The sequence below is a fragment of the Rhizobium sp. 01N424 genome (assembly GCF_056399485.1).
The window spans coordinates 269,045-289,115 of the sequence record NZ_JBFTRK010000007.1; the positions used below are offsets into that span (position 1 = coordinate 269,045).

32 protein-coding genes are annotated in these 20,071 nt (G+C 59.8%); 3 read left to right on the forward strand and 29 right to left on the reverse strand.

The annotated features are described in order from the left end of the window. Positions 1 to 3 precede the first annotated feature (3 nt). Complete coding sequence (ilvD, locus tag AC1DNK_RS19250) at positions 4 to 1,839, reverse strand: dihydroxy-acid dehydratase (protein WP_477942855.1); 1,836 nt, start codon at positions 1,837 to 1,839, stop codon at positions 4 to 6. A gap of 326 nt (positions 1,840 to 2,165) precedes the next feature. Here ilvD and msrP point away from each other — a divergent pair, with 326 nt between their 5' ends. The 3 genes from msrP (at position 2,166) to AC1DNK_RS19265 (ending at position 4,758) form a co-directional block, all read left to right on the forward strand. After that, complete coding sequence (msrP, locus tag AC1DNK_RS19255; RefSeq protein ID WP_477942857.1) at positions 2,166 to 3,113, forward strand: protein-methionine-sulfoxide reductase catalytic subunit MsrP; 948 nt, start codon at positions 2,166 to 2,168, stop codon at positions 3,111 to 3,113. Beyond that, positions 3,113 to 3,772 (forward strand): protein-methionine-sulfoxide reductase heme-binding subunit MsrQ, encoded by a 660-nt coding sequence (msrQ, locus tag AC1DNK_RS19260; protein WP_477942859.1) that lies wholly within the window; start codon positions 3,113 to 3,115, stop codon positions 3,770 to 3,772. Before msrP ends, msrQ begins: the two co-directional genes overlap by 1 nt. A 143-nt stretch (positions 3,773 to 3,915) precedes the next feature. Next, positions 3,916 to 4,758 (forward strand): dienelactone hydrolase family protein, encoded by an 843-nt coding sequence (locus AC1DNK_RS19265; RefSeq protein WP_477942861.1) that lies wholly within the window; start codon positions 3,916 to 3,918, stop codon positions 4,756 to 4,758. A gap of 75 nt (positions 4,759 to 4,833) precedes the next feature. Here AC1DNK_RS19265 and rplQ read toward each other — a convergent pair whose 3' ends face one another. From rplQ to AC1DNK_RS19405, 28 genes are all read right to left on the reverse strand, one after another. Beyond that, positions 4,834 to 5,259: a 50S ribosomal protein L17 gene (gene rplQ, locus AC1DNK_RS19270; protein WP_112387894.1), complete on the reverse strand. Its 426-nt coding sequence runs from the start codon at positions 5,257 to 5,259 to the stop codon at positions 4,834 to 4,836. A 114-nt stretch (positions 5,260 to 5,373) separates the two neighbouring features. Further along, entirely contained in the window at positions 5,374 to 6,384 is a 1,011-nt protein-coding gene (locus AC1DNK_RS19275; RefSeq protein WP_112387893.1) for a DNA-directed RNA polymerase subunit alpha, read from the reverse strand. Positions 6,385 to 6,484: 100 nt separating this feature from the next. After that, a complete protein-coding gene (gene rpsK / locus AC1DNK_RS19280; RefSeq protein WP_003547577.1) occupies positions 6,485 to 6,874 on the reverse strand; it encodes a 30S ribosomal protein S11 in 390 nt (129 codons plus the stop codon). A 133-nt stretch (positions 6,875 to 7,007) separates the two neighbouring features. Continuing rightward, a complete protein-coding gene (gene rpsM / locus AC1DNK_RS19285) occupies positions 7,008 to 7,376 on the reverse strand; it encodes a 30S ribosomal protein S13 (protein ID WP_112387892.1) in 369 nt (122 codons plus the stop codon). Positions 7,377 to 7,601: 225 nt separating this feature from the next. Continuing rightward, entirely contained in the window at positions 7,602 to 8,252 is a 651-nt protein-coding gene (locus tag AC1DNK_RS19290) for an adenylate kinase (protein WP_112387891.1), read from the reverse strand. Then, positions 8,249 to 9,589 carry a preprotein translocase subunit SecY gene (gene secY / locus AC1DNK_RS19295; RefSeq protein WP_112387890.1) on the reverse strand — a complete coding sequence of 447 codons (1,341 nt, stop codon included), beginning with the start codon at positions 9,587 to 9,589 and terminating at the stop codon, positions 8,249 to 8,251. Before secY ends, AC1DNK_RS19290 begins: the two co-directional genes overlap by 4 nt. A 235-nt stretch (positions 9,590 to 9,824) precedes the next feature. After that, the gene (rplO, locus tag AC1DNK_RS19300; protein WP_112387889.1) at positions 9,825 to 10,298 is read right to left on the reverse strand and encodes a 50S ribosomal protein L15; all 474 of its coding nucleotides are present in this window, start codon (positions 10,296 to 10,298) and stop codon (positions 9,825 to 9,827) included. A gap of 15 nt (positions 10,299 to 10,313) precedes the next feature. Further along, the gene (rpmD, locus tag AC1DNK_RS19305; protein ID WP_016553562.1) at positions 10,314 to 10,523 is read right to left on the reverse strand and encodes a 50S ribosomal protein L30; all 210 of its coding nucleotides are present in this window, start codon (positions 10,521 to 10,523) and stop codon (positions 10,314 to 10,316) included. Between the two features lie 14 nt (positions 10,524 to 10,537). Then, complete coding sequence (rpsE, locus tag AC1DNK_RS19310; RefSeq protein ID WP_027509270.1) at positions 10,538 to 11,107, reverse strand: 30S ribosomal protein S5; 570 nt, start codon at positions 11,105 to 11,107, stop codon at positions 10,538 to 10,540. A 131-nt stretch (positions 11,108 to 11,238) separates the two neighbouring features. After that, the gene (gene rplR / locus AC1DNK_RS19315; RefSeq protein ID WP_112387888.1) at positions 11,239 to 11,601 is read right to left on the reverse strand and encodes a 50S ribosomal protein L18; all 363 of its coding nucleotides are present in this window, start codon (positions 11,599 to 11,601) and stop codon (positions 11,239 to 11,241) included. Between the two features lie 12 nt (positions 11,602 to 11,613). Continuing rightward, positions 11,614 to 12,147, reverse strand: coding sequence for a 50S ribosomal protein L6 (gene rplF / locus AC1DNK_RS19320; RefSeq protein WP_112387887.1), 534 nt, complete (start codon positions 12,145 to 12,147; stop codon positions 11,614 to 11,616). A 42-nt stretch (positions 12,148 to 12,189) separates the two neighbouring features. Further along, the gene (gene rpsH, locus AC1DNK_RS19325; protein ID WP_022718381.1) at positions 12,190 to 12,588 is read right to left on the reverse strand and encodes a 30S ribosomal protein S8; all 399 of its coding nucleotides are present in this window, start codon (positions 12,586 to 12,588) and stop codon (positions 12,190 to 12,192) included. Positions 12,589 to 12,600: 12 nt separating this feature from the next. Then, positions 12,601 to 12,906, reverse strand: coding sequence for a 30S ribosomal protein S14 (gene rpsN, locus AC1DNK_RS19330; RefSeq protein ID WP_074067600.1), 306 nt, complete (start codon positions 12,904 to 12,906; stop codon positions 12,601 to 12,603). 32 nt (positions 12,907 to 12,938) lie between these two features. Next, complete coding sequence (gene rplE / locus AC1DNK_RS19335; protein ID WP_477942863.1) at positions 12,939 to 13,496, reverse strand: 50S ribosomal protein L5; 558 nt, start codon at positions 13,494 to 13,496, stop codon at positions 12,939 to 12,941. After that, the gene (gene rplX, locus AC1DNK_RS19340) at positions 13,496 to 13,798 is read right to left on the reverse strand and encodes a 50S ribosomal protein L24 (RefSeq protein WP_112387885.1); all 303 of its coding nucleotides are present in this window, start codon (positions 13,796 to 13,798) and stop codon (positions 13,496 to 13,498) included. Before rplX ends, rplE begins: the two co-directional genes overlap by 1 nt. Positions 13,799 to 13,810: 12 nt before the next feature. Further along, positions 13,811 to 14,179 (reverse strand): 50S ribosomal protein L14, encoded by a 369-nt coding sequence (rplN, locus tag AC1DNK_RS19345; protein ID WP_018900268.1) that lies wholly within the window; start codon positions 14,177 to 14,179, stop codon positions 13,811 to 13,813. A gap of 260 nt (positions 14,180 to 14,439) precedes the next feature. Beyond that, positions 14,440 to 14,679 carry a 30S ribosomal protein S17 gene (gene rpsQ, locus AC1DNK_RS19350; protein ID WP_112387884.1) on the reverse strand — a complete coding sequence of 80 codons (240 nt, stop codon included), beginning with the start codon at positions 14,677 to 14,679 and terminating at the stop codon, positions 14,440 to 14,442. An 11-nt stretch (positions 14,680 to 14,690) separates the two neighbouring features. Then, a complete protein-coding gene (gene rpmC / locus AC1DNK_RS19355; protein WP_007812871.1) occupies positions 14,691 to 14,891 on the reverse strand; it encodes a 50S ribosomal protein L29 in 201 nt (66 codons plus the stop codon). A 10-nt stretch (positions 14,892 to 14,901) separates the two neighbouring features. Next, complete coding sequence (gene rplP / locus AC1DNK_RS19360; RefSeq protein WP_003573792.1) at positions 14,902 to 15,315, reverse strand: 50S ribosomal protein L16; 414 nt, start codon at positions 15,313 to 15,315, stop codon at positions 14,902 to 14,904. Between the two features lie 36 nt (positions 15,316 to 15,351). Continuing rightward, a complete protein-coding gene (rpsC, locus tag AC1DNK_RS19365; RefSeq protein ID WP_018857109.1) occupies positions 15,352 to 16,071 on the reverse strand; it encodes a 30S ribosomal protein S3 in 720 nt (239 codons plus the stop codon). Then, positions 16,071 to 16,460 carry a 50S ribosomal protein L22 gene (rplV, locus tag AC1DNK_RS19370; protein ID WP_112387883.1) on the reverse strand — a complete coding sequence of 130 codons (390 nt, stop codon included), beginning with the start codon at positions 16,458 to 16,460 and terminating at the stop codon, positions 16,071 to 16,073. Before rplV ends, rpsC begins: the two co-directional genes overlap by 1 nt. A 2-nt stretch (positions 16,461 to 16,462) precedes the next feature. Beyond that, the gene (gene rpsS, locus AC1DNK_RS19375; protein WP_007531666.1) at positions 16,463 to 16,741 is read right to left on the reverse strand and encodes a 30S ribosomal protein S19; all 279 of its coding nucleotides are present in this window, start codon (positions 16,739 to 16,741) and stop codon (positions 16,463 to 16,465) included. 15 nt (positions 16,742 to 16,756) lie between these two features. Further along, positions 16,757 to 17,593, reverse strand: coding sequence for a 50S ribosomal protein L2 (gene rplB, locus AC1DNK_RS19380; protein WP_112387882.1), 837 nt, complete (start codon positions 17,591 to 17,593; stop codon positions 16,757 to 16,759). Between the two features lie 11 nt (positions 17,594 to 17,604). Further along, entirely contained in the window at positions 17,605 to 17,898 is a 294-nt protein-coding gene (locus tag AC1DNK_RS19385; RefSeq protein ID WP_112387881.1) for a 50S ribosomal protein L23, read from the reverse strand. Next, positions 17,895 to 18,515, reverse strand: a complete 621-nt coding sequence (gene rplD / locus AC1DNK_RS19390) for a 50S ribosomal protein L4 (RefSeq protein WP_112387880.1) — start codon at positions 18,513 to 18,515, stop codon at positions 17,895 to 17,897. Before rplD ends, AC1DNK_RS19385 begins: the two co-directional genes overlap by 4 nt. 13 nt (positions 18,516 to 18,528) lie before the next feature. Beyond that, on the reverse strand, positions 18,529 to 19,170 hold the full coding sequence (gene rplC, locus AC1DNK_RS19395) for a 50S ribosomal protein L3 (protein WP_477942865.1): 642 nt from the start codon (positions 19,168 to 19,170) through the stop codon (positions 18,529 to 18,531). A gap of 34 nt (positions 19,171 to 19,204) precedes the next feature. Continuing rightward, positions 19,205 to 19,513 (reverse strand): 30S ribosomal protein S10, encoded by a 309-nt coding sequence (rpsJ, locus tag AC1DNK_RS19400; protein WP_003547547.1) that lies wholly within the window; start codon positions 19,511 to 19,513, stop codon positions 19,205 to 19,207. A gap of 310 nt (positions 19,514 to 19,823) precedes the next feature. Continuing rightward, on the reverse strand, positions 19,824 to 20,071 hold a 248-nt coding region (locus AC1DNK_RS19405; RefSeq protein WP_477942867.1), incomplete at its 5' end, for an EF-Tu C-terminal domain-related protein.

Genomic DNA, 20,071 nt, shown 5'->3' on the forward strand with positions numbered 1-20,071 from the left:
GCGTTACTCCGGCAGGATGCGAACAGCACCGCGATCGGCACTGGTTGCGAAGGCCGCATAGGCCTTCAGCGCCGTGGTCACGTTGCGCTTGCGGACTTCAGCCGGGCGCCAGCCCTTCTGTTCCTGCTCGGCGCGGCGCGTTGCCAGCTCCGCGTCGCTGACGCGCAGGCTGATCGTGCGGTTCGGGATGTCGATGTCGATCATGTCGCCCGGCTGCACGAGGCCGATGGTACCGCCGTTTGCGGCTTCCGGCGAGGCGTGGCCGATCGACAGACCCGAGGTGCCGCCCGAGAAGCGGCCGTCGGTGATCAGCGCGCAGGCCTTGCCGAGGCCCTTCGACTTCAGATAGCTGGTCGGATAGAGCATTTCCTGCATGCCCGGTCCGCCCTTCGGTCCTTCGTAGCGGATGACGACGACATCGCCGGCAACCACTTCGTTGCCGAGAATGGCCTTTACCGCGGCATCCTGGCTTTCATAGACCTTGGCCGGACCGGAGAATTTCAGGATCGATTCATCGACGCCTGCGGTCTTCACGATGCAGCCGTCGAGCGCCAGATTGCCCTTCAGAACGGCAAGGCCGCCATCCTTGGAGAACGGGTGCTGGGCGTCGCGGATGACGCCCTTCTCACGGTCGAGATCGAGCTCGTCCCAGCGGGCACTCTGGCTGAAGGCAACCTGAGTCGGTACGCCCCCGGGGGCTGCGCTGAAGAGCTTCAGGGCGGCCGGATTGTCGGTGACCGAGATATCCCACTCAGCCAGCGCATCACCCAGCGTCGGCGCATGTACAGTCGGCAGGCCGGCATTGATCAGGCCGGCGCGGTTCAGTTCGCCGAGGATCGCCATGATGCCGCCGGCACGGTGGACATCTTCCATGTGGACGTCGGATTTCGCCGGCGCGACCTTCGACAGGCAGGGCACACGGCGCGACAGGCGGTCGATGTCTTCCATGGTGAAGTCGATTTCGCCCTCATGGGCAGCCGCCAGAATGTGCAGAACGGTATTGGTCGATCCGCCCATGGCGATATCCAGCGCCATGGCGTTTTCGAAAGCGCCCTTGCTGGCGATGGTGCGCGGCAGTGCCGTGGCATCGTCCTGCTCGTAGTAACGCTTGGCGAGAGCCACGACGCGGCGGCCGGCTTCGAGGAAGAGTTCCTTGCGGTCCGAATGGGTGGCAAGTGTCGAGCCGTTGCCGGGCAGCGACAGGCCGAGCGCTTCCGTCAGGCAGTTCATCGAATTGGCGGTAAACATGCCGGAGCACGAACCGCAGGTCGGACAGGCCGAGCGTTCGATGACCTTGACGTCTTCGTCGGAAACCTTGTCGTCGGCAGCTGCGACCATGGCATCGACGAGGTCGAGTGCGTGGGTCTTGCCGTTGAGTACGACCTTGCCGGCTTCCATCGGGCCGCCGGAGACGAAGATCGTCGGGATGTTGAGGCGCAGCGACGCCATCAGCATGCCGGGGGTGATCTTGTCGCAGTTGGAGATGCAGACCATGGCGTCGGCGCAATGCGCGTTGACCATGTATTCGACGCTGTCGGCGATCAGTTCGCGCGACGGCAGCGAATAGAGCATGCCGTCATGGCCCATGGCGATGCCGTCATCGACGGCGATGGTGTTGAATTCCTTGGCGACACCACCGGCCGCCTCGATTTCGCGGGCAACCAGCTGGCCGAGGTCCTTCAGGTGGACGTGGCCCGGAACGAACTGGGTGAAGGAGTTCACTACCGCAATGATCGGCTTGCCGAAATCGCTGTCCTTCATCCCCGTGGCGCGCCAAAGGCCGCGCGCGCCCGCCATGTTGCGGCCGTGGGTCGTGGTTCTCGAACGATAGGCTGGCATCGGTGTGTTCCTCAAAGTGCCGGATTTATCTGCGATATAGGGCGGCAAAGCTATTTGCTGGCCGGCGATCGCCGTATTTTGGAATTGTCCTAATCCAATCGGCAGGACCTGTCACTACCGGCAAGGGCAAATCCGGTACGGCGCACCGTGGCGTCCATCGGGCATATACGGAGCGAAGGAGCCTTTTGTTACAGGCTATTCCTTCACATCCGAACACAAAAAATTGGCTTTCCGTCAGGCTGGTTCAAGGCCTAGACACTAATCTGAAAACGCCCATCATGCGTTTAAAGAGATATTTGGGCCGCCCCCAGCCCAGGAGGTTTGAAATGCCGACCTACCGCCCCCCGAAAATCCGCTCGTCGGAGATCACCCCGCATCAGGTCTACCTGCGCCGCCGCGAGTTTCTCGGCGCTGCGACGCTCGGCGCCATGGCGCTCTACGGCGCCGGAAAGGCGAGTGCCGCAGCGCTCAACGCCGTCGACAGCAAATATACGGTCGATGAAAAGACGACGCCGCTGAAGGACGTCACGACCTACAACAATTTCTATGAATTCGGCCTGGACAAGGGCGATCCCGCAGCACTCTCGGGTGACTTCAAGCCCCTGCCCTGGACCATCAAGGTGGACGGCATGGTCAACAAGCCCGGCACCTTCGATCTCGATGCGCTGATGAAGGAGTTCCCGATCGAAAGCCGTACCTACCGGATGCGCTGCGTCGAGGCATGGTCGATGGTCATCCCCTGGGACGGTTTTCCGCTGGCCGCTCTCCTGAACAAGGTCGAGCCGCAGGGCAGCGCTAAATATGTGGCTTTCGAGACGGTCGTGCGTCCGGAGGAGATGCCCGGCCAGAAAGGCATCTTCCAGTCGCTGGAGTGGCCCTATGTCGAAGGTCTCAGGCTTGATGAGGCGATGAACCCGCTGACGCTGCTCGCCGTCGGCCTCTATGGCGAAACGCTGCCGAACCAAAACGGCGCGCCGATCCGCCTCGTCGTTCCCTGGAAATATGGCTTCAAGGGAATCAAGTCGATCGTCCGCATCACGCTCACCGACCAGCAGCCGAAGAACACCTGGCAGGTCACCAACGCCCAGGAATACGGCTTCTATGCCAATGTGAACCCGGCCGTGGATCACCCGCGATGGAGCCAAGCCACCGAACGGCGGATCGGCGAGAGCGGCTTCTTCGGCGCCAGCCGCCATCCGACGCTGCCCTTCAACGGCTATGCCGACGAGGTCGCCAGCCTCTATTCCGGCATGGATCTGAGGGCGAATTTCTGATGGCGGGTCTGTCGTTCAGTCTGCCGAAGCGCTGGCAGCCTGCCTCCGTCTGGGCGCTCTACGCCATCGGCCTGCTGCCTGCCGCATGGACCTTCTATCTCGGCGCCAGCGACCAGCTCGGCGCCGACCCGGTCAAGACATTCGAGCTCTTCCTCGGCCTCTGGACGATCCGCTTCCTGATCCTGACGCTGGCCGTCTCCCCGGTCCGCGACCTGCTCGGCTGGAACTATCTGCGCTACCGCCGGGCGCTGGGGCTGCTGACCTTCTACTATGCGCTGATGCATTTCACCGTCTACATGGTGCTCGACCAGGCGCTGGACCTGTCTGCGGTTCTGGATGACGTCTTGAAGCGGCCGTTCATCATGTTCGGCATGGCAGGGCTTGCCCTTCTCGTTCCCCTCGCCGTCACGTCGAATAATTTCTCGATCCGCAAGATGGGCATGAAATGGATCTGGCTGCACAAGCTGATCTACATCATCGCCGCCGCGGGTGCCCTGCACTTCGCGCTGTCGACCAAGATCCTCGACCTCGAGCAATATATCTATGTCGGCCTGATCATCCTGCTGATCCTCTACCGGTCCTGGCGGCCGATCGCCAAGAGCCGGAAACGGGCGACACAAGGACGCCCGAGAGGGCGGGCCGCGGCGACGGTGAGCTAGCGGCGAAGCGAGCCCCGGCTCTACATGGAAAACTGCGGCAATTCGGCAGGTCCGAAGCCTATGGACGCCGATAGTTCAGCGCCTAAATCAATATCCGTGAAGGATAGTGTTTGAATGGCCGCTATCGCGCGCGGGACCGACCCATGAAAACTGCAGCGCTTGCTTTCGGATTTTTGCTACTGGCCGCCGTACCGCCTGGTCTGACGACTCAGGCAGACGAGTTGGTGCGATTTGACAGCGCCATTGTTAAGCCAAGCCCGTTCCTCGCCCGCAAGATTAAAGACGAAGGCGTCAGCCTCCCGCAATCCCAGGCGACGCACTTGCTGGGCTATCTAAGCCTGCCGCTGGGAGACGGTCCATTTCCGGCCGTCGTCGTCATGCATGGCTGCGGCGGCATCCATCCGAACACCAGGACCTATTGGCCGCAGCGCTTGACCTCATGGGGCTACGCGGTGCTTGTCGTCGACAGCTTCACGACCCGCAATATCGACAACACCTGTCAACGCTATCTGCCGGATCGTGTCTTCGATGCCTATGGCGCGCTCGATTATCCGGCCACTTTGCCGTTCGTCGATGCCGGGCATGTCGCGCTGCTGGGTTTTTCGGCTGGTGGGATCGCGGCGCTGGAAGCCACGAAAGCCGAGGGCAACGAACAGCTTATGGACCGGAAATTCAAGGCTGCCGTCGGCTACTACCCCGACTGCGCGCCTCATGCCGGCGATGCGACGGTACCGACCTTGATCCTGAACGGCGATGTCGACGATTGGAGCCCGGTCGAACGCTGCCGGCAGAGGATCTCACATCTCAGCGGCAAAGGCCCTCCCATCGAACTCGATGTCTATCCTGGTGCCTATCACTCATTCGATACACCCGATGTCGCAACGCCGAAGATGATGCTCGGCCATAGGGAGGAATATGACGCCCCCGCCGCCGAACAGTCCTTTGCGCATGTGAAAACCTTCCTGCACCAATATCTGCAGAACTGAATGCAGCCCGCCACCACAAACGAAAACAGCCGGGCTTTGCAGCCCGGCTGTTCTGATTCCGGAGAACCGGATGACTTATGCGGCTTCTGCAGCAGCAGCTTCTGCCTCGACGCGGGCCTTGTCGGCTGCGCCCTTGGCAGAGGTGTCGCGATCGACGAATTCGACGACGGCGAGAGCGGCGTTGTCGCCCTGGCGGAAGCCAGCCTTCATGATGCGCAGGTAGCCGCCGTTGCGGGTGGCGTAGCGCGTAGCAATCGCGTCGAACAGCTTCGAAACGACAGCGGTGTCGCGGATCTGCGAGATCGCCTGACGGCGAGCGTGCAGGTCGCCGCGCTTGCCGAGGGTGACGAGCTTTTCAACGATCGGACGGATTTCCTTTGCCTTCGGCAGGGTGGTCACGATCTGCTCATGCAGGATGAGCGAAGCCGCCATGTTGGCAAACATTGCCTTGCGGTGGCTGGCAGTTCTATTCAGCTTGCGGCCGGCTTTTGCGTGGCGCATTGCTATTCTCCTTTGATGCAGGGCTCTTCGCTTCTAGCGGGCCTGCCGTTTCCTGGCACATACAGGCGATCTGCCTGCTGTTTGACTGGGAAAGGCAGCCTGCCTTTTTGGTTCTTAATACTGGTCTTCGTAACGCTTTGCGAGATCTTCGATGTTCTCGGGCGGCCATGCCGGCACTTCCATGCCGAGGTGCAGGCCCATGGAAGCGAGAACTTCCTTGATTTCGTTCAGCGACTTGCGACCAAAGTTCGGGGTGCGGAGCATTTCTGCTTCGGTCTTCTGAATGAGGTCGCCGATGTAGACGATGTTGTCGTTCTTCAGGCAGTTTGCCGAGCGAACGGACAGTTCGAGTTCGTCTACCTTCTTCAGGAGCGCCGGGTTGAAAGCCAGTTCGGTGACGGCTTCTTCCTCGGTTTCCTTCTGCGGCTCGTCGAAGTTGACGAACACGCCAAGCTGATCCTGGAGGATGCGAGCCGCGAAAGCGACGGCGTCTTCACCGGAGATCGAGCCATCGGTTTCGATGGTCATGTTCAGCTTGTCGTAGTCGAGAACCTGTCCTTCGCGGGTATTTTCAACCTTGTAGGACACCTTCTTGACCGGCGAATACAGGCTGTCGACCGGGATGAGACCGATCGGAGCATCTTCCGCACGATTGCGTTCGGCCGGAACGTAGCCCTTGCCGTTGTTGACGGTGAATTCCATACGGATTTCGGCGCCCTCGTCGAGCGTGCAGATCACATGCTCGGGGTTGAGGATTTCGATATCGCCGACCGTCTGGATGTCGCCAGCCGTTACAACGCCCGGGCCCTGCTTGCGCACGACCATACGCTTTGCGTCGTCGCCATCCATCTTGATGGCGATTTCCTTGATGTTGAGCACGATGTCCGTAACGTCTTCGCGGACGCCCGGGATCGAGGAGAATTCATGCAGCACGCCATCGATCTGCACTGCCGTCACTGCAGCACCGCGCAGCGAGGAGAGCAGAACGCGGCGAAGCGCGTTGCCGAGGGTGAGGCCGAAACCGCGCTCCAGCGGCTCTGCTACGAGCGTCGCCTTGGTGCGCGAGCTCGAAGAGAACTCGACCTTGTTCGGCTTGATCAGTTCCTGCCAGTTCTTCTGAATCATATCTTTGCCTTCCGTTCGTTGCCACCATCCAATCGTGGCAACCGAGCTTGAGAAGCGCCGGGAGCGCGACTGCGCTCACCGGCGTTGTGAGTGGCGATGATCAGACGCGGCGCTTCTTGCGCGGACGGCAGCCATTGTGCGGGATCGGGGTCACGTCGCGGATGGACGTGATCATGAAACCGGCAGCCTGGAGCGCGCGCAGAGCGGATTCACGGCCGGAACCCGGGCCGCAAACTTCGACTTCCAGCGACTTCATGCCATGTTCCTGAGCCTTCTTGGCGCAGTCTTCAGCAGCGATCTGGGCAGCGAACGGGGTCGACTTGCGCGAACCCTTGAAGCCCTTGGCACCAGCGGACGACCAGGCAATCGCGTTGCCCTGTGCGTCGGTGATGGTGATCATCGTGTTGTTGAAGGTCGAGTTGACGTGCGCCACGCCCGACGAGATGTTTTTACGTTCGCGACGGCGAACGCGTACGGCTTCCTTGGCCAATTCTTATCCCTTTCTTGGATATCGTCACCGCCGTAATGCCAGCGGCTCCACCGGAGCGATACCCGACAGGCACCGCTCCAAACTCAAAAGAGGCCGGCGGACCGCCAGCCTCCCCTTCCCGGTTTCCCGGAAATTACTTCTTCTTACCAGCGATCGCCTTTGCCGGACCCTTGCGGGTGCGGGCATTGGTGTGCGTGCGCTGACCGCGGACCGGAAGGCCGCGACGATGACGAAGGCCGCGGTAGCAGCCGAGGTCCATCAGGCGCTTGATGTTCATCGCGGTGTCGCGACGAAGATCACCTTCTACCTGATAATCGCGGTCGATGGTTTCGCGGATCTGGAGCACTTCGGAGTCCGTCAGCTGATGGACGCGCTTGTCGGCCGGAAGACCGACCTTCTCCATGATTTCCTTAGCAAACTTCGGACCAATCCCGTGAATGTAGGTCAACGCGATAATCACGCGCTTCGCAGTCGGGATGTTGACGCCAGCGATACGTGCCACGCCTGTTCTCCTTGCATTCCTGTTGCCATCCGGCAAGAGGGCTTCGTTATGCCGCCCTCCGTAGGGCCGCTCGTTCATATTTGGGGTTCGTACATGTCAAAACGACCGAACCCGGACTTCCTTGGGAAATCCGCGCCGATCGCATCAAATGTCGCGAGTTGGCGCGGTGTTTAACGGAATCAGTGCTGAAAGGCAACCGCTCCCGCCAAGTTTATTTTCGAAGACCTAGAGCTTCGAAAGAATGGCGTCGATCTCCGCAGTCACGTGATCGATATCCGCCATTCCATCCACCACCTTCAGCTTACCCTTTGCATGGTAATAGCCGATCAGCGGCGACGTTTCCTTGTAGTAGGCTGCCAGGCGGGTCACCACGGTCTCGCGGTTATCGTCCGGGCGGCGCTTGAAGTGAGTCGAACCGCAGCGGTCGCAGACCCCCTCCACCTTCGGCTTCACGTTCGTATCGTGATAGCCGGCGCCGCAGTTGGCGCAGGTGTAACGGCCGGAGACGCGATCAGCGAGGATCTTGTCGTCGACTTCAATCTCAATGACGGCCGAGAGCTCGATCCCCTTGCCCTTCAGCATCACCTCGGTGGCATCCGCCTGCACGAGCGTGCGCGGGAAGCCGTCGAGGATGAAGCCGTTGGCACAATCGGGAGCATCGAGACGCTCGGAGACGATGGCATTGACGATCTCGTCGGAAACAAGCTTGCCGGCGTCCATGACAGCCTTTGCCCGCTTGCCTACCTCCGTGCCGGCCTGAACGGCCGCACGGAGCATGTCACCGGTGGAGAGCTGCGGAATGCCGTGCTTCTCCACGATCCGCTGGGCCTGGGTCCCCTTACCCGCGCCCGGCGGCCCCAAAAGTATGAGTCTCATCGCCCCCTCTTTCCTCCACGCAACTTCGATTTCTTGATCAGGCCTTCGTACTGCTGTGCAATCAGGTGACCCTGAATCTGCGCAACCGTATCAAGAGTTACGCTAACCACGATCAAAAGCGAAGTCCCACCAAGGGATAATGGGATGCCGGTTTGCGACACCAGGATCTCGGGCAGGATGCAGACGAACACGAGGTAGATTGCGCCGATGACCGTGATTCGGGTCAGGACGTAATCGATATATTCGGCGGTACGCTCACCCGGACGGATGCCCGGAATGAAGCCGCCATGCTTCTTGAGATTGTCGGCCGTGTCCTTCGGATTGAAGACGATGGCCGTATAGAAGAAGGCGAAGAAGGCGATCAACGCGCCGTAAAGCAGCATGTAGAGCGGCTGGCCGTGGCCGAGCGCGGCTACGATCGACGTCGCCCAGGACGGCAGCGCCGTGGTGTTGGCAAAGCCAGCAAGCGTTGCCGGCAGCAACAGCAGCGACGACGAGAAGATCGCCGGAATGACGCCCGACGTGTTGAGCTTCAGCGGCAGGTGCGAGGTGTCGCCCTGGAACATGCGGTTGCCGACCTGGCGCTTCGGATACTGGATCAGAAGGCGGCGCTGGGCGCGTTCCACGAAGACGATGACGGCGATGACGCCGATGGCGATCAGGATGACGGCGAGAATCAGCGTCGTCGACAGAGCGCCGGTGCGGCCGAGTTCGAGCGTGCCGGCCAGTGCGGTCGGAAGACCTGCGGCGATACCGGCGAAGATGATCAGCGAAATACCGTTGCCGATGCCGCGCGAGGTGATCTGCTCACCGAGCCACATCAGGAACATCGTGCCGCCGAGCAGCGTGATGACGGTCGAAATCTTGAAGAACCAGCCCGGATCGACAACGAGACCGTTGCCGCTCTGGAGGCCGACCGCAATGCCATAGGCCTGCAGCGTGCCGAGCAGCACCGTGCCGTAGCGGGTGTACTGGTTGATGATCTTGCGGCCCTGCTCGCCTTCCTTCTTCAGATTCTCGAGCGCCGGCACGACCGAGGTCATGAGCTGCACGATGATCGAAGCGGAAATGTAAGGCATGATGCCGAGCGCGAAGATCGCCATGCGCTGTACGGCGCCGCCCGAGAACATGTTGAAGAGGCCGAGAATGCCGCCTGCCTGGCCGCGGAATGCCTGGGCATAGGCTTCAGGGTTCAGGCCCGGAAGCGGGATGTGCGTACCCAGGCGATAGACGAGGAGAGCTGCCAGTGTGAACCACAGGCGCTTCTTGAGATCCTCAGCTTTGGCGAAGGTCGAAAAATTAAGATTGGAAGCCAACTGTTCCGCTGCAGAAGCCATGCGATTCTCCGCGCTACCCATTCCAGCCCTTCGCGAAGTGGCCGGACCCGGAAAAGGTATGTCAATATTCAAAAGCCGGGCTTCGGACGGATTGCTGGCGCAACCATTGCCTCACCCTTGATTTCGTCGGAAACCGGCACGCCGCGGGGGTGCAACGATACAGGTTTTGTGAGGCCCACATATGGGAGCAAAATCGCCCGGTGTGAAGCACCCCGGGCGACATATCATAAGATTATTATTCTGCCGCTGCGGCAGAAAGAAGCGTGATGGATCCGCCAGCCTTTTCGATCTTCTCGACAGCAGACTTGGAAGCGCCTGCAACTTCGATCTTGACCTTGGCCTTGAGTTCGCCGCCGGACAGGACGCGAACGCCGTCCTTGGCACGGCGGATGACGCCAGCAGCCTTCAGGGCAGCTGCGTCAACGGTCTGCTTGGCATCGAGCTTGCCGGCATCGACTGCAGCCTGGATGCGCTCAAGCGACACGACAACGTAGTCGGCCTTGAAGATGTTGTTGAAGCCGCGCTTCGGCAGACGACGGTAGATTGGCATCTGACCGCCTTCGAAGCCGTTGATGGCAACGCCCGAACGGGACTTCTGGCCCTTGACGCCGCGACCACCGGTCTTGCCCGAGCCCGAGCCGATACCGCGTCCGAGACGCTTACGGCTGTGGGTCGAACCTTCGTTGTCCTTGATTTCGTTCAGTTTCATGATCGTATCCCCTGCTTACTTCTCGTCGACGATGCGAACGAGATGCTGCACAGCGCGGATCATGCCACGGACGGAAGGCGTATCTTCCAGCGTGCGGCGGCGGTGCATCTTGTTGAGGCCCAGACCGATCAGCGTGCGCTGCTGAACGTCAGGACGGCGGATTGGGCTGCCGATCTGCTCGACGGTAACCGTCTTTGCTTCGGTCTTCTTGGTAGCCTTGGCCATGGGTCAGACTCCTCTTATTCTTCAGAGGCGTTGCCGGAGGCGGCACGGCGAGCCTGAAGCGTAGCATACTTGATGCCGCGCTGAGCTGCGATGTCCTTCGGGTGAACCTGGTGCTTCAGAGCGTCGAAGGTAGCGCGAACCATGTTGTATGGGTTCGAGGAACCGGTCGACTTGGCGACAACGTCGTGAACGCCGAGCGTTTCGAAAACGGCGCGCATCGGACCACCGGCGATGATACCGGTACCGACCTTGGCCGAGCGCAGCAGAACCTTGCCGGCGCCGTGGCGGCCGTGAACGTCGTGATGCAGGGTACGGCCTTCGCGCAGCGGCACGAAGATCAGCTCGCGCTTGGCGGCTTCCGTGGCCTTGCGGATCGCTTCCGGCACTTCGCGTGCCTTGCCGTGACCAAAGCCTACGCGGCCCTTCTGGTCACCGACGACGACGAGAGCGGCAAAACCGAAACGGCGGCCACCCTTGACGACCTTGGCGACGCGGTTGATCGCGACCAGCTTGTCGACGAATTCGCTATCGCGCTCTTCGCGGCTCTGACGGTCATCCCGCGAGCCTCTTCTTTCCTGTGCCATTGTCCTTTTCCTTTTTCTTTTCCGGGTGCAACGGGCAAACAAAACGAGGACCGCATCAGCCTCCCATCAGGGAGCGTTTGCGGTCCGGTGAGATCCGGCCGGCGCTTCGCAGCGTCCGGCCGGAAACTTTATTAGAAGGACAGACCGCCTTCGCGGGCTGCGTCTGCCAGGGCCTTGATACGGCCGTGGTAGATGAAGGCGCCACGGTCGAATACGACCTCGCTGACGCCTGCCTTCGTTGCGCGCTCTGCAACGAGCTTGCCGACGAGGGCAGCTGCTGCGGTATCGGCACCGGTCTTCAGAGAACCGCGCAGATCCTTATCGAGAGTCGAGGCAGACGCGAGCGTCTTGCCTGCAACATCGTCGATGACCTGAACGTAGATGTTCTTCGAGGAGCGATGAACCGACAGGCGCGGACGGCCATTGGCCACCGACTTGAGATGACGGCGCACGCGGTTGGCACGACGTGCAAGTGCTTCTTTCCTGCTAGCCATTTCGCGTGATCCTTACTTCTTCTTGCCTTCTTTGCGGATGATCCGCTCTTCGGCATACTTGACGCCCTTGCCCTTGTAAGGCTCAGGACCGCGGTATTCGCGGATTTCTGCGGCAACCTGGCCGACCTGCTGCTTGTTGATGCCGGTGACGACGATTTCCGTCGGCTTCGGCACAGCGATCGTGATGCCCTGCGGCGGCTCATAAACCACGTCGTGGCTGAAACCGAGCGCCAGCTGCAGGTTCTTGCCCTGAAGCGATGCGCGGTAACCGACGCCGTTGATTTCGAGCTTGCGCTCGAAGCCGTCCTTGACGCCCTTGAAGATGTTTTCGATCATCGTGCGGGACATGCCCCACTTCGAACGAGCATCCTTCGACTGCGTGAGCGGCGTGACCACAACCGCGTTGTTTTCGAGCTTGATGCCGACTTCGTCGTTTGCGACGAAGAACAGCTCGCCCTTCGGGCCCTTTGCAGTAACCTTCTGGCCTTCGACCGTAGCCGTGATCCCAGCAGGTACCTGAACGGGCTTCTTACCGATACGAGACATGTTTCAATCCTGTCTGTTCGCTATGGAGATCCTTGCTCAATCTTAGAAGACCGAGCAAAGAACCTCGCCACCAACGTTCTGTTCGCGAGCCTGGTGATCGGCCATCACACCCTTCGGAGTCGAAAGGATGGTGATGCCGAGGCCGTTCGCGACCTGCGGAATGGACTTGACCGAGACATAAACCCGGCGGCCCGGCTTGGACACGCGGCCGATCTCACGGATCACCGATGTGCCTTCGTAGTACTTCAGCTCGATGCTGAGTTCCGACTTGCCATTGCCGAAATCGACAACGGAATAGCCACGGATGTAGCCTTCGGACTGCAGAACATCGAGAACGCGTGCACGGAGCTTCGAAGCAGGCGTCGATACCGACGACTTGCGGCGGGAAGCGCCGTTACGGATGCGAGTGAGCATATCGCCCAACGGATCAGTCATTGTCATCTAACCTGCTCCTTACCAGCTGGACTTGACGATGCCCGGCACCTTGCCGAGATTGCCGAGTTCACGCAGCGCGATACGCGACATGCGCAGTTTGCGGTAGTATGCGCGCGGACGGCCCGATACTTCACAACGGTTGCGAATACGGGTCTTCGATCCATCGCGCGGCAGGGATGCCAGCTTGATCGAGGCCTTGAACCGCTCTTCGATCGGAAGAGACTGGTTCATGATGATCGCCTTCAGAGCTGCACGCTTTGCAGCCTGATTTGCGACCGTAGTACGGCGGCGCTTGTTCTTTTCAACTGCGCTGGTCTTCGCCATGTCAGGTTCCTTTTCTACGCTCGTCGTTACGGTTACTGACGGAACGGGAAGCTGAACTCTGTGAGCAGAGCGCGTGCTTCGTCGTCCTTCGTTGCCGTCGTGCAAACGATGATGTCCATGCCCCACATCTGATCAACCTTATCGTAGTTGATCTCAGGGAACACAATGTGCTCCTTGATGCCCATGGCGAAGTTGCCACGGCCGTCAAAGCTCTTCGGGTTCAGGCCGCGGAAGTCGCGAACGCGCGGAAGCGCGATGTTCACGAGACGGTCCAGGAACTCGTACATGCGGGCGCCGCKGAGAGTGACCTTCGCGCCGATCGGCATCTGTTCGCGGACCTTGAAGCCAGCGATGGAGTTACGTGCACGGGTGATAACCGGCTTCTGACCAGCGATAGCGGCCAGATCGGCAGCAGCAACAGTCGGCTTCTTCGAATCAGCCGTTGCTTCACCAACACCCATGTTGATTACGATCTTGTCGAGCTTCGGGATCATCATCTCGTTGGCGTAGGAGAACTTCTCCTGCATGGCCGCACGGATGCGCTCGACATATTCCTTCTTGAGCCGCGGCTCGTACTTTGCCTCAGCCATCAGATCACCTCACCGGAACGCTTAGCTACACGGACCTTCTTGCCGTCAACAACCTTGAAACCAACGCGGGTCGGCTTGCCGTCCTTGTCGATGATGGAAAGGTTGGACAGGTGAACCGAAGCTTCCTTGTTGATGATGCCGGCTTCCTGGGTCTGCGTCTGGCGCTGGTGGCGCTTTACGACGTTGACGCCGCGGACAACGGCACGATCTTCCTTGGGCAGGACCTGGAGGACTTCGCCAGTACGGCCCTTGTCCTTGCCTGCGAGCATGACGACCTTGTCGCCCTTACGAATCTTCTGCATCGGTCTCGCTCCTTACAGTACTTCAGGAGCCAGCGAGATGATCTTCATGTGGTTCTTGGCGCGAAGTTCGCGCGGAACCGGTCCGAAGATACGGGTGCCGATCGGCTCTTTTTTGTTGTCGATGAGGACTGCTGCATTGGTGTCGAAGCGGATGATGCTGCCATCAACACGACGGATTTCCTTGGCGGTGCGAACGACAACCGCCTTCATCACGTCACCCTTCTTCACGCGGCCGCGCGGGATCGCTTCCTTGATCGAAACGACGATAACGTCGCCGATCGAGGCATACTTGCGCTTCGAGCCGCCCAGCACCTTGATGCACATGACACGACGTGCGCCGGAATTATCCGCCACGTCGAGGTTTGTTTGCATCTGAATCATATCAGGTCGCCTTTTTGGTTTACCGGAATGGTTGGGCTCTCGCCCCCTACCCCGGCTTATGAAAATTGTCAGCCGGCCGCTTGCCACAAGGACAGGCGAAAACACGGCAATAGCTTGAATAGCGCGGGATCGATCGTGCCAGGGTGGTTTCCCAACGGGACCTTCCGTGCGCTCAAAGCAAAAGAACGCCCGGCTTTCGAGCGTTCTGACGCTGCTTCATACAGATATTTCCGCGAGGCGCAAGGCCTCGCCGAAAATTCTTACTTAGCCTGGGCGGAAATGACCGTCCAACGCTTGTCCTTGGAGATCGGCGCGCATTCCTCGATGGAAACGGTATCGCCGATCTTATACTGGTTGTTTTCGTCGTGGGCCTTGTACTTCTTGGAACGACGAACGGTTTTCTGGAGCAGCGGGTGAGCGAAACGGCGCTCGACGCGGACTACCACAGTCTTCTCGTTCTTGTCGCCAACGACGACGCCCTGCAGAATGCGCTTCGGCATGATTTTTTCCTTTACGCCTTTGCTTCTGCCGCCTTCTGGCGGGCAATGGTTTTCACGCGGGCGATATCCTTGCGGACTTCGTCGATACGCGAGGACTTTTCGAGCTGGCCGGTTGCCTTCTGGAAGCGCAGGTTGAACTGCTCCTTCTTCAGGTCGGCGAGCTTGTCCTTGAGCTGATCGGCCGTGAGGCCGCGGACTTCTTCGGCTTTCATCTGCCTCTCCTTACTCTGCAATGCGCTGTACGAAGCGCGTCTTGACCGAGAGCTTGGCAGAGCCGAGACGAAGTGCCTCGCGGGCGATCTCTTCGCTGACGCCGTCGATCTCGAACATCATACGGCCGGGCTTGACCTTGCATGCCCAGTATTCAACGGAGCCCTTACCCTTACCCATACGGACTTCGGTCGGCTTTGCGGTTACCGGAACATCCGGGAACACGCGGATCCACACACGGCCGGCACGCTTCATGTAGCGCGTGATCGCGCGGCGGGCCGCTTCGATTTCACGTGCGTTGACGCGGTTTGGCTCCTGAGCCTTAAGGCCGAATTCACCAAAGGCGAGATCAGACCCACCCTTGGCGACGCCCTTGATGCGGCCCTTGAATTGCTTGCGGTACTTGGTACGCTTTGGCTGCAACATTTTCTTATTCTCCGAACTTCTTAGCCACCAACGCTATCAAGCGTTGTCGCGGCGACGATCGCGATCACGGCTAGCCGGACCCTGAGCATCACCCTCGAGTGCGCGGCGCTCGGAGGCCATCGGATCGTGCTCAAGGATTTCGCCCTTGAAGATCCAAACCTTGATGCCGCAGATACCGAAAGCGGTTTCCGCTTCGGCTGTGCCATAGTCGATGTCCGCACGCAGCGTGTGGAGCGGAACGCGACCTTCGCGATACCATTCCGTACGAGCGATTTCGGCACCGCCGAGACGGCCTGCGCAGGTGATCTTGATGCCTTCGGCGCCAAGACGCATGGCAGACTGAACAGCGCGCTTCATGGCGCGGCGGAAAGCCACGCGACGCTCGAGCTGCTGGGCGATCGACTGGGCAACCAGCGTTGCGTCGACTTCCGGCTTGCGAACTTCAACAATGTTGAGGTGCGTTTCGGAGTTCGTCATGTCCGACAGCTTCTTGCGGAGCTTGTCGATGTCTGCACCCTTCTTGCCGATGATCAGACCCGGGCGAGCCGAGTGGATCGTGACGCGGCACTTCTTGTGCGGACGCTCGATGACGACCTTGGCGATACCAGCCTGCTTCAGTTCGCTCATGACGAACTTACGCATCTTCAGGTCTTCGTGCAGCAGCTGACCGTATTCGGCATTGTCCGCGAACCAGCGGCTATCCCAGGTACGGTTGATGCCAAGACGGAAACCGATTGGATTGATTTTCTGACCCATTATGCGGCCTCCTCTTGTGCCTGCACTTCGCGCACGACGATCGTCAGGTGCGCGAACGGCTTCTCGACGCGAGATGCACGGCCGCGGCCACGAGCGTGGAAGCGCTTCATGACAATCGACTTGCCAACGTAGGCTTCTGCTACGACCAGCGAGTCAACGTCGAGATCGTGGTTGTTCTCGGCGTTTGCGATCGCAGATTCGAGCGTCTTCTTGACGGCGCCCGAAATGCGCTTGCGCGAAAATTCCAGCTCAGCGAGTGCACGCTCGACCTTCATGCCGCGGATAAGCGCGGCCACCAGGTTGAGCTTCTGTGGGCTGACGCGGAGCGTGCGGGCGACTGCTTGCGCCTCGTTGTCCTTCAGCCGGCGTTCGGCTTTTGCCTTGCCCATCGTTACTTCCTCTTTGCCTTCTTGTCCGCGCCGTGACCGTAGTAGGTCCGCGTCGGAGAGAATTCACCGAACTTGTGACCGACCATGTCTTCGTTGACGCTGACCGGTACATGCTTGCTGCCGTTGTAGACGCCGAAGGTGAGACCGACGAACTGCGGCAGGATCGTGGAGCGACGGCTCCAGATCTTGATTACTTCTGCACGTCCGCCTTCACGAACCTTCTCAGCCTTCTTGAGAAGATAGCCGTCAACGAACGGACCTTTCCATACTGAACGAGCCATTGGAGACTTCCTCTCTTACTTCTTACGCTGATGACGCGAGCGCATGATCATCTTGTCGGTCGACTTGTTCGACCGGGTGCGCTTGCCCTTGGTCGGCTTGCCCCACGGAGTAACCGGGTGACGGCCACCAGAGGTGCGGCCTTCACCACCGCCGTGCGGGTGGTCGACCGGGTTCATGACAACACCGCGGTTATGCGGACGCTTGCCGCGCCACACCGTACGACCAGCCTTGCCGTCGTTGATGTTGCCGTGGTCAGGGTTCGAAACCGCACCGATCGTCGCCAGGCAAGAGCCGTGAACGAGACGCTGTTCGCCAGAGTTCAGACGAAGGATCGCCATGCCTGCATCGCGGCCGACCAACTGGGCGTAGCCGCCAGCCGAACGTGCGATCTGACCACCCTTGCCGGGCTTCATTTCCACGTTGTGGATGATGGAGCCGACCGGGATGTACTGCAGCGGCATTGCGTTGCCGGGCTTTACGTCGACAGCCTTTTCAGAAGCGATGACCTTGTCGCCGGCAGCGAGACGCTGCGGAGCGATGATGTAGGCCTGTTCGCCGTCTGCGTAAGCGATGAGCGCGATGAAAGCCGTACGGTTCGGGTCATACTCGATACGCTGAACCGTGCCTTCAACTTCAAACTTGCGGCGCTTGAAGTCGATCAGACGGTAGGTACGCTTGTGACCGCCGCCGATGAAGCGGGCAGTGATACGGCCGAGGTTGTTACGGCCACCGCTCTTCGTCAGACCTTCCGTCAGCGCCTTGACCGGCTTGCCCTTGTAGAGCGAGGAGCGATCGACGATGACCAGCTGACGCTGGCTCGGGGTGATAGGATTGAATGTTTTCAATGCCATGTTTTTATTCCTCAGAGACCGGTGGAGACGTCGATCGTCTGGCCTTCAGCCAGCGTTACGACAGCCTTCTTCACGTCCTGCTGCTTGCCGGCAAAACCGCGGAAACGCTTGGTCTTGCCCTTGCGGAGCAGCGTGTTGACGGCCGTGACCTTGACGCCGAAGAGCGCCTCGACTGCAGCCTTGATTTCCGGCTTCGACGCCTTCTTGGCGACATTGAAAACAACCTGGTTGTTCTCAGATACCAGAGTGGACTTTTCGGTGATCGACGGCGAGACGATCACATCATAGTGGCGAAGATCGGTCACTTGAAACGCTCCTCTAGAGCTTCAACGGCAGCCTTGGAAAGCACGAGCTTACCGCGGCGGACGATGTCATAAACGTTGATGCCCTGGATCGGGAGAACATCGATGTTCGGGATGTTCTGGGCAGCGAGCTTGAAGTTGCCGTCGAGCTCAGCACCACCGATGAAGAGCGCGTTGGTCAGACCGAGCGTCTCGAAGGTAGCGGCCAGAGCCTTGGTCTTTGCTTCAGCAGCAACGAGGTTGTCGATGATGATGACATCATCGGACTTCAGCTTTGCCGACAGGGCGAGACGCAGGCCGAGAGCGCGAACCTTCTTCGGAAGGTCGTGTTCATGGCTGCGGGCAACCGGGCCGTGAGCCTTACCACCGCCACGGAACTGCGGAGCACGAGCCGAATGGTGACGAGCGCGGCCCGTACCCTTCTGCTTGTACATCTTGGCGCCGGTGCGCCAAACGTCGGCGCGGCCCTTGGCCTGGTGAGTGCCCTGCTGCTTCTTGGCAAGCTGCCAGCGGATAACGCGGGCAAGAATGTCTTCACGGGGCTCGAGGCCGAAAATCGCGTCAGAAAGAGAAACCTTCCCTGCGTCTTTTCCCTCGAGGGTCTTGACGTTGAATTCCATTGGTCCGGCTCCCTTACTTCGCTGCCGACTTGACGGCATCGCGCACGATGATCCAGGCACCCTTGGAACCGGGTACTGCACCCTTGATCAGGATCAGACCGCGATCTTCATCGGTCGAAACCACTTCCAGGTTCTGAGTCGTAACGCGCGTCTGGCCCATGTGACCAGCCATCTTCTTGTTCTTGAAAACCTTGCCCGGATCCTGGCGCGAGCCCGTCGAACCGTGCGAACGGTGCGAAACCGACACACCGTGCGTGGCGCGGAGACCGCCGAAGCCGTGGCGCTTCATGGCGCCGGCAAAGCCCTTACCGATCGTGGTACCCGTCACGTCGACGAGCTGACCGGCTGCGAAGTGACCAGCCTTGATTTCGGTACCAACTTCGAGGAGCTGATCTTCCGAAACGCGGAATTCCTGGAGCTTCGCCTTCGGCTCAACGTTGGCAAATGCGAAGTTGCCGCGCATGGCCTTGGAGGTATTCTTGACCTTGGCCGTGCCAGCACCAAGCTGGACAGCGACGTAGCCATTCTTTTCGACAGTACGCGTAGCGACGACCTGGCAGCCTTCCATACGCAGTACGGTAACTGGAACATGCTCACCAGCGTCGTTGTAGACGCGTGTCATGCCCACCTTCTGTGCAATCACACCTGAACGCATCGGTTCAATCCTTCCAAATCCGCTCGAGCAAGGCTCAGAGCTTGATCTCAACATCGACACCGGCGGCGAGATCGAGCTTCATCAGCGCGTCTACCGTCTGCGGGGTCGGATCTACGATGTCGAGGAGGCGCTTATGCGTGCGCATCTCGAACTGCTCGCGGCTCTTCTTGTCGATGTGTGGGGACCGGTTAACCGTAAACTTCTCGATGCGAGTCGGAAGCGGAACGGGGCCCCGGACGCTTGCGCCGGTGCGCTTCGCCGTCGACACAATCTCGCGCGTGGAAGCATCGAGAATTCGGTGATCGAACGCCTTCAGGCGAATGCGGATATTTTGGCCGTTCATTCGACATTATCCTTGTGTTCTGTTTTTCGCGCGCCTTTCTCAAGACGCGTTTTTTGTTTTCGCTAAGGCGGACCACCGGTTTCAAAGATCGAGAAGGACACCGCGAGAACGGCATCCCTATCCACTCTTCGGGCCTTTAAAGCCCACCTTATTGTTAGTTTTGTTCGCCGCTCCGCGAACGAAGCAGCACGCAAATCGCGCTTGCGCGCCATTTGCAACATTTCTGTGTAATAAGCAAGCGGCCTAAACCGCCTGCATCATAATAATGTCATTCGAATCGGCCGCCCCTTTCGAAGCGGCCGATCGATGATTACTCGATGATCGATGCGACGATGCCGGCGCCGACGGTACGGCCGCCTTCGCGGATCGCGAAGCGCAGCTTTTCTTCCATCGCGATCGGAACGATCAACTCGACAACAACGGTGACGTTGTCGCCAGGCATAACCATTTCCGTGCCTTCCGGAAGCGAAACGATACCGGTCACGTCAGTCGTACGGAAGTAGAACTGCGGGCGGTAGTTGGTGAAGAACGGCGTATGACGGCCGCCTTCTTCCTTCG

Bases quoted from the DNA above. Each gene is read 5' to 3' on its own strand.
- ilvD (WP_477942855.1), bottom strand. From the start codon at position 1,839: ATGCCAGCCTATCGTTCGAGAACCACGACCCACGGCCGCAACATGGCG.
- msrP (WP_477942857.1), top strand. From the start codon at position 2,166: ATGCCGACCTACCGCCCCCCGAAAATCCGCTCGTCGGAGATCACCCCG.
- msrQ (WP_477942859.1), top strand. From the start codon at position 3,113: ATGGCGGGTCTGTCGTTCAGTCTGCCGAAGCGCTGGCAGCCTGCCTCC.
- AC1DNK_RS19265 (WP_477942861.1), top strand. From the start codon at position 3,916: ATGAAAACTGCAGCGCTTGCTTTCGGATTTTTGCTACTGGCCGCCGTA.
- rplQ (WP_112387894.1), bottom strand. From the start codon at position 5,259: ATGCGCCACGCAAAAGCCGGCCGCAAGCTGAATAGAACTGCCAGCCAC.
- AC1DNK_RS19275 (WP_112387893.1), bottom strand. From the start codon at position 6,384: ATGATTCAGAAGAACTGGCAGGAACTGATCAAGCCGAACAAGGTCGAG.
- AC1DNK_RS19290 (WP_112387891.1), bottom strand. From the start codon at position 8,252: ATGAGACTCATACTTTTGGGGCCGCCGGGCGCGGGTAAGGGGACCCAG.
- secY (WP_112387890.1), bottom strand. From the start codon at position 9,589: ATGGCTTCTGCAGCGGAACAGTTGGCTTCCAATCTTAATTTTTCGACC.
- rplO (WP_112387889.1), bottom strand. From the start codon at position 10,298: ATGAAACTGAACGAAATCAAGGACAACGAAGGTTCGACCCACAGCCGT.
- rpmD (WP_016553562.1), bottom strand. From the start codon at position 10,523: ATGGCCAAGGCTACCAAGAAGACCGAAGCAAAGACGGTTACCGTCGAG.
- rpsE (WP_027509270.1), bottom strand. From the start codon at position 11,107: ATGGCACAGGAAAGAAGAGGCTCGCGGGATGACCGTCAGAGCCGCGAA.
- rplR (WP_112387888.1), bottom strand. From the start codon at position 11,601: ATGGCTAGCAGGAAAGAAGCACTTGCACGTCGTGCCAACCGCGTGCGC.
- rplF (WP_112387887.1), bottom strand. From the start codon at position 12,147: ATGTCTCGTATCGGTAAGAAGCCCGTTCAGGTACCTGCTGGGATCACG.
- rpsH (WP_022718381.1), bottom strand. From the start codon at position 12,588: ATGACAATGACTGATCCGTTGGGCGATATGCTCACTCGCATCCGTAAC.
- rpsN (WP_074067600.1), bottom strand. From the start codon at position 12,906: ATGGCGAAGACCAGCGCAGTTGAAAAGAACAAGCGCCGCCGTACTACG.
- rplX (WP_112387885.1), bottom strand. From the start codon at position 13,798: ATGCAGAAGATTCGTAAGGGCGACAAGGTCGTCATGCTCGCAGGCAAG.
- rplN (WP_018900268.1), bottom strand. From the start codon at position 14,179: ATGATTCAGATGCAAACAAACCTCGACGTGGCGGATAATTCCGGCGCA.
- rpsQ (WP_112387884.1), bottom strand. From the start codon at position 14,679: ATGCCGAAGCGCATTCTGCAGGGCGTCGTCGTTGGCGACAAGAACGAG.
- rpmC (WP_007812871.1), bottom strand. From the start codon at position 14,891: ATGAAAGCCGAAGAAGTCCGCGGCCTCACGGCCGATCAGCTCAAGGAC.
- rplP (WP_003573792.1), bottom strand. From the start codon at position 15,315: ATGTTGCAGCCAAAGCGTACCAAGTACCGCAAGCAATTCAAGGGCCGC.
- rpsC (WP_018857109.1), bottom strand. From the start codon at position 16,071: ATGGGTCAGAAAATCAATCCAATCGGTTTCCGTCTTGGCATCAACCGT.
- rplV (WP_112387883.1), bottom strand. From the start codon at position 16,460: ATGGGCAAGGCAAAAGCCGAACGCCGGCTGAAGGACAACGAGGCGCAA.
- rpsS (WP_007531666.1), bottom strand. From the start codon at position 16,741: ATGGCTCGTTCAGTATGGAAAGGTCCGTTCGTTGACGGCTATCTTCTC.
- rplB (WP_112387882.1), bottom strand. From the start codon at position 17,593: ATGGCATTGAAAACATTCAATCCTATCACCCCGAGCCAGCGTCAGCTG.
- rplD (WP_112387880.1), bottom strand. From the start codon at position 18,515: ATGGAATTCAACGTCAAGACCCTCGAGGGAAAAGACGCAGGGAAGGTT.
- rplC (WP_477942865.1), bottom strand. From the start codon at position 19,170: ATGCGTTCAGGTGTGATTGCACAGAAGGTGGGCATGACACGCGTCTAC.
- rpsJ (WP_003547547.1), bottom strand. From the start codon at position 19,513: ATGAACGGCCAAAATATCCGCATTCGCCTGAAGGCGTTCGATCACCGA.